This is a genomic window from Pseudomonas sp. TNT2022 ID642, assembly GCF_028656995.1.
Lineage (GTDB): Bacteria > Pseudomonadota > Gammaproteobacteria > Pseudomonadales > Pseudomonadaceae > Aquipseudomonas.
Window position 1 is genome coordinate 1 of record NZ_JAMDGW010000017.1, and the last position, 5,067, is coordinate 5,067.

A 5,067-nucleotide genomic window follows, 5' to 3' on the forward strand; every position below is an offset into this window, starting at 1 on the left:
GCAAATTGCTTGGGTGTTATATGGTCAAGCCTCACGGGCAATTAGTATTGGTTAGCTCAACGCCTCACAGCGCTTACACACCCAACCTATCAACGTCGTAGTCTTCGACGGCCCTTCAGGGAACTCAAGGTTCCAGTGAGATCTCATCTTGAGGCAAGTTTCCCGCTTAGATGCTTTCAGCGGTTATCTTTCCCGAACATAGCTACCCGGCAATGCCACTGGCGTGACAACCGGAACACCAGAGGTTCGTCCACTCCGGTCCTCTCGTACTAGGAGCAGCCCCTCTCAAATCTCAAACGTCCACGGCAGATAGGGACCGAACTGTCTCACGACGTTCTAAACCCAGCTCGCGTACCACTTTAAATGGCGAACAGCCATACCCTTGGGACCGGCTTCAGCCCCAGGATGTGATGAGCCGACATCGAGGTGCCAAACACCGCCGTCGATATGAACTCTTGGGCGGTATCAGCCTGTTATCCCCGGAGTACCTTTTATCCGTTGAGCGATGGCCCTTCCATACAGAACCACCGGATCACTAAGACCTACTTTCGTACCTGCTCGACGTGTCTGTCTCGCAGTCAAGCGCGCTTTTGCCTTTATACTCTACGACCGATTTCCGACCGGTCTGAGCGCACCTTCGTACTCCTCCGTTACTCTTTAGGAGGAGACCGCCCCAGTCAAACTACCCACCATACACTGTCCTCGATCCGGATAACGGACCTGAGTTAGAACCTCAAAGTTGCCAGGGTGGTATTTCAAGGATGGCTCCACGCGAACTGGCGTCCACGCTTCAAAGCCTCCCACCTATCCTACACAAGCAAATTCAAAGTCCAGTGCAAAGCTATAGTAAAGGTTCACGGGGTCTTTCCGTCTAGCCGCGGATACACTGCATCTTCACAGCGATTTCAATTTCACTGAGTCTCGGGTGGAGACAGCGCCGCCATCGTTACGCCATTCGTGCAGGTCGGAACTTACCCGACAAGGAATTTCGCTACCTTAGGACCGTTATAGTTACGGCCGCCGTTTACCGGGGCTTCGATCAAGAGCTTCGCGTTAGCTAACCCCATCAATTAACCTTCCGGCACCGGGCAGGCGTCACACCCTATACGTCCACTTTCGTGTTTGCAGAGTGCTGTGTTTTTAATAAACAGTCGCAGCGGCCTGGTATCTTCGACCGGCATGAGCTTACGGAGCAAGTCCTTCACCCTCACCGGCGCACCTTCTCCCGAAGTTACGGTGCCATTTTGCCTAGTTCCTTCACCCGAGTTCTCTCAAGCGCCTTGGTATTCTCTACCCAACCACCTGTGTCGGTTTGGGGTACGGTTCCTGGTTACCTGAAGCTTAGAAGCTTTTCTTGGAAGCATGGCATCAACCACTTCGTGTTCTAAAAGAACACTCGTCATCAGCTCTCGGCCTTAGAATCCCGGATTTACCTAAGATTCCAGCCTACCACCTTAAACTTGGACAACCAACGCCAAGCTGGCCTAGCCTTCTCCGTCCCTCCATCGCAATAACCAGAAGTACAGGAATATTAACCTGTTTTCCATCGACTACGCTTTTCAGCCTCGCCTTAGGGACCGACTAACCCTGCGTCGATTAACGTTGCGCAGGAAACCTTGGTCTTTCGGCGTGGGTGTTTTTCACACCCATTGTCGTTACTCATGTCAGCATTCGCACTTCTGATACCTCCAGCAAGCTTCTCAACTCACCTTCACAGGCTTACAGAACGCTCCTCTACCGCATCACCCGAAGGTGATACCCGTAGCTTCGGTGTATGGTTTGAGCCCCGTTACATCTTCCGCGCAGGCCGACTCGACTAGTGAGCTATTACGCTTTCTTTAAAGGGTGGCTGCTTCTAAGCCAACCTCCTAGCTGTCTAAGCCTTCCCACATCGTTTCCCACTTAACCATAACTTTGGGACCTTAGCTGACGGTCTGGGTTGTTTCCCTTTTCACGACGGACGTTAGCACCCGCCGTGTGTCTCCCATGCTCGGCACTTGTAGGTATTCGGAGTTTGCATCGGTTTGGTAAGTCGGGATGACCCCCTAGCCGAAACAGTGCTCTACCCCCTACAGTGATACATGAGGCGCTACCTAAATAGCTTTCGAGGAGAACCAGCTATCTCCGAGCTTGATTAGCCTTTCACTCCGATCCACAGGTCATCCGCTAACTTTTCAACGGTAGTCGGTTCGGTCCTCCAGTTAGTGTTACCCAACCTTCAACCTGCCCATGGATAGATCGCCCGGTTTCGGGTCTATTCCCAGCGACTAGACGCCCTATTAAGACTCGCTTTCGCTACGCCTCCCCTATTCGGTTAAGCTCGCCACTGAAAATAAGTCGCTGACCCATTATACAAAAGGTACGCAGTCACAGAACAAAGTCTGCTCCCACTGCTTGTACGCATACGGTTTCAGGATCTATTTCACTCCCCTCTCCGGGGTTCTTTTCGCCTTTCCCTCACGGTACTAGTTCACTATCGGTCAGTCAGTAGTATTTAGCCTTGGAGGATGGTCCCCCCATATTCAGACAAAGTTTCTCGTGCTCCGTCCTACTCGATTTCATGACTAAGAGATTTTCGCGTACAGGGCTATCACCCACTATGGCCGCACTTTCCAGAGCGTTCCGCTAATCTCAAAGCCACTTAAGGGCTAGTCCCCGTTCGCTCGCCACTACTAAGGGAATCTCGGTTGATTTCTTTTCCTCAGGGTACTTAGATGTTTCAGTTCCCCTGGTTCGCCTCTTGCACCTATGTATTCAGTACAAGATAACCATCTTATGATGGCTGGGTTCCCCCATTCAGACATCTCCGGATCAAAGTCTGTTTGCCGACTCCCCGAAGCTTTTCGCAGGCTACCACGTCTTTCATCGCCTCTGACTGCCAAGGCATCCACCGTATGCGCTTCTTCACTTGACCATATAACCCCAAGCAATCTGGTTATACTGTGAAGACGACATTCGCCGAAAATTCGAATTTCTCAACTAAGAGAACTCACAAATTTTACCTTAGCCTGATCCGTTACCAGTGAAAGTAACGTTCAGTCTATCTTTCTATCACATACCCAAATTTTTAAAGAACGAACTAGTCAAAGACTAGAAATCAACATTCACCATCATCACGATGGAATGCTCATTTCTAAGCTTTATACTTCAGAAGCAGTAGTGGTGGAGCCAAGCGGGATCGAACCGCTGACCTCCTGCGTGCAAGGCAGGCGCTCTCCCAGCTGAGCTATGGCCCCGTATTTCTACAGGCGTTTCCCACACAAAATTGGTGGGTCTGGGCAGATTCGAACTGCCGACCTCACCCTTATCAGGGGTGCGCTCTAACCAACTGAGCTACAGACCCAATTTCGGGCTGCTTCTTTCGTCTTCTTCAATGAATCAAGCAATTCGTGTGGGAACTTATGGAGCAGCTGATGTCGTCGATTAAGGAGGTGATCCAGCCGCAGGTTCCCCTACGGCTACCTTGTTACGACTTCACCCCAGTCATGAATCACACCGTGGTAACCGTCCTCCCGAAGGTTAGACTAGCTACTTCTGGTGCAACCCACTCCCATGGTGTGACGGGCGGTGTGTACAAGGCCCGGGAACGTATTCACCGTGACATTCTGATTCACGATTACTAGCGATTCCGACTTCACGCAGTCGAGTTGCAGACTGCGATCCGGACTACGATCGGTTTTATGGGATTAGCTCCACCTCGCGGCTTGGCAACCCTTTGTACCGACCATTGTAGCACGTGTGTAGCCCAGGCCGTAAGGGCCATGATGACTTGACGTCATCCCCACCTTCCTCCGGTTTGTCACCGGCAGTCTCCTTAGAGTGCCCACCATGACGTGCTGGTAACTAAGGACAAGGGTTGCGCTCGTTACGGGACTTAACCCAACATCTCACGACACGAGCTGACGACAGCCATGCAGCACCTGTCTCAATGTTCCCGAAGGCACCAATCCATCTCTGGAAAGTTCATTGGATGTCAAGGCCTGGTAAGGTTCTTCGCGTTGCTTCGAATTAAACCACATGCTCCACCGCTTGTGCGGGCCCCCGTCAATTCATTTGAGTTTTAACCTTGCGGCCGTACTCCCCAGGCGGTCAACTTAATGCGTTAGCTGCGCCACTAAGAGCTCAAGGCTCCCAACGGCTAGTTGACATCGTTTACGGCGTGGACTACCAGGGTATCTAATCCTGTTTGCTCCCCACGCTTTCGCACCTCAGTGTCAGTATCAGTCCAGGTGGTCGCCTTCGCCACTGGTGTTCCTTCCTATATCTACGCATTTCACCGCTACACAGGAAATTCCACCACCCTCTACCATACTCTAGCTCGACAGTTTTGAATGCAGTTCCCAGGTTGAGCCCGGGGATTTCACATCCAACTTAACGAACCACCTACGCGCGCTTTACGCCCAGTAATTCCGATTAACGCTTGCACCCTCTGTATTACCGCGGCTGCTGGCACAGAGTTAGCCGGTGCTTATTCTGTCGGTAACGTCAAAACAGCAAAGTATTAATTTACTGCCCTTCCTCCCAACTTAAAGTGCTTTACAATCCGAAGACCTTCTTCACACACGCGGCATGGCTGGATCAGGCTTTCGCCCATTGTCCAATATTCCCCACTGCTGCCTCCCGTAGGAGTCTGGACCGTGTCTCAGTTCCAGTGTGACTGATCATCCTCTCAGACCAGTTACGGATCGTCGCCTTGGTGAGCCATTACCTCACCAACTAGCTAATCCGACCTAGGCTCATCTGATAGCGCAAGGCCCGAAGGTCCCCTGCTTTCTCCCGTAGGACGTATGCGGTATTAGCGTTCCTTTCGAAACGTTGTCCCCCACTACCAGGCAGATTCCTAGGCATTACTCACCCGTCCGCCGCTGAATCCAGGAGCAAGCTCCTCTCATCCGCTCGACTTGCATGTGTTAGGCCTGCCGCCAGCGTTCAATCTGAGCCATGATCAAACTCTTCAGTTCAAACATCTTTGGGTTTTTAAGAAACCCTAAACTTGGCTCAGCAATCGTTGGTTACATCTTTGATTTCTCGCGGAGTAACTTGTGATGCTGATAATCTTGTTGACTA

2 tRNA genes and 2 rRNA genes are annotated in these 5,067 nt (G+C 51.5%); all 4 read right to left on the reverse strand.

Annotation, left to right across the window (positions count from 1 at the left end):
• Positions 1-20 precede the first annotated feature (20 nt).
• The 4 genes from M5G26_RS17435 to M5G26_RS17450 all read right to left on the reverse strand — a co-directional run bounded on the left by M5G26_RS17435 (position 21) and on the right by M5G26_RS17450 (position 4,961).
• A 23S ribosomal RNA gene (locus M5G26_RS17435) occupies positions 21-2,914 on the reverse strand.
• A gap of 246 nt (positions 2,915-3,160) precedes the next feature.
• Positions 3,161-3,236 (reverse strand) — tRNA-Ala (locus tag M5G26_RS17440).
• Between the two features lie 30 nt (positions 3,237-3,266).
• Positions 3,267-3,343 (reverse strand) — tRNA-Ile (locus M5G26_RS17445).
• Positions 3,344-3,424: 81 nt separating this feature from the next.
• Positions 3,425-4,961, reverse strand: a 16S ribosomal RNA gene (locus M5G26_RS17450).
• The 16S and 23S rRNA genes sit together here with 2 tRNA genes alongside, the layout of an rRNA operon.
• Between the last annotated feature and the right edge of the window lie 106 nt (positions 4,962-5,067).